This is a genomic window from Psychrobacter sp. AOP5-GZ1-6 (assembly GCF_052376345.1).
Lineage (GTDB): Bacteria > Pseudomonadota > Gammaproteobacteria > Pseudomonadales > Moraxellaceae > Psychrobacter.
In genome coordinates, this window is sequence record NZ_JBQSVP010000268.1 from 1 (window position 1) to 1,279 (window position 1,279).

At 43.1% G+C, this 1,279-nt stretch carries 1 protein-coding gene; it reads left to right on the forward strand.

The window, feature by feature from the left end; genetic code table 11:
* The first annotated feature begins 67 nt into the window (after positions 1-67).
* A protein-coding gene (locus ACT3RN_RS15645; RefSeq protein ID WP_192520527.1) for an IS3 family transposase occupies positions 68-1,233 on the forward strand; the annotation gives its coding sequence in 2 pieces (ribosomal slippage) (positions 68-326 and positions 326-1,233; 1,167 coding nt in all).
* The last annotated feature ends 46 nt before the right edge of the window (positions 1,234-1,279 follow it).

Sequence of the window (1,279 nt, forward strand, 5' to 3'; positions counted from 1 at the left end):
ATTGAGCTATGCTGAAGAAACCGTAGAGATAAACTTGGTAAACTAACGACTCGATGAGGAGTTTACCATGACCAAGAAGATCAGAACTTATAGCACCCAATTTAAAGCAGAAGCCGTTAAGAAGATAGCAGACAATAACGGCAACATCTCAGCGACCGCAAAGCAGCTTGGCATAGCGATGCAAACGTTATCTAATTGGAACAATAAAGCCAATCAAGGCAAACTTGTCGGCACAGAACAATATGATCCTGAGCTTATGGCAGCTATTCAGGAAATAAAGCAGCTCAAGCGGCAGCTTAAAGTGGCTGAAGAGGAACGAGAGATCCTAAAAAAGGCCACGGCGTACTTTGCGAAAAACAGTTAGTGAAGTACGCCTTTATAAAAACTAATAGACAGGCCTTTAGTATCGTCTCTATGTGCCGTGTATTAAGGGTTAAGCCATCAAGCTATTACGACTGGATAAATCGCGATATCAGCGACCAACAGATACATCGTAACCAGTCTGAGCTACTGGTTAGAGCCGCTCACAGTGAAACTCGTGAGCGCTATGGTGTTGAGCGACTGCATGCAAAGCTAATAGAGCAAGGCCATGACATTAGCTTGTACATGGTCAGACGTATCAAAGAAGAACATGGCATCAAATGCCGTCGCCACAAACGCTTTAAGGTCACCACGGACTCAAACCATAATAAAATGGTTTATCCAAACGTGCTCGATCAGCAGTTTGATGCTAAGCGTCCTAATGAGTCTTGGGTCAGTGATATCACCTATATCTGGACAAGCGAGGGTTGGCTATACTTAGCAGGAGTAAAAGATTTATACACCAAAGAGCTGGTCGGCTACGCCATTAATAAGCGCATGACAGCAGATTTAGTATGCCGTGCACTCAATATGGCAATCAAGAATAAACGACCAAGCCAAGGGCTAATTGTGCATTCTGATAGAGGCAGTCAGTACTGTAGCCACGCTTATCACAAGATCATCAAGCAGCATCAGTTTAAAGGCTCAATGAGTGCTAAAGGCAACTGCTTTGACAACGCACCCATAGAAAGCTTCTGGGGCATATTAAAGAACGAGCTTGTATATCACCAAGACTATAAAACAAGATTTGCAGCCATCAGAGATATTATTGGATATATTGAGTTGTATTATAATCAGACTAGGATTCAAAAGAGCTTGGGCTATAAATCGCCAAGACAGGTGTGGTTTGACTTTTATCGTCAGGCTGCGTAATTAAAATCTCCCAAGTTTGGTTCTACGGATTTGACGGCAGGGGTCA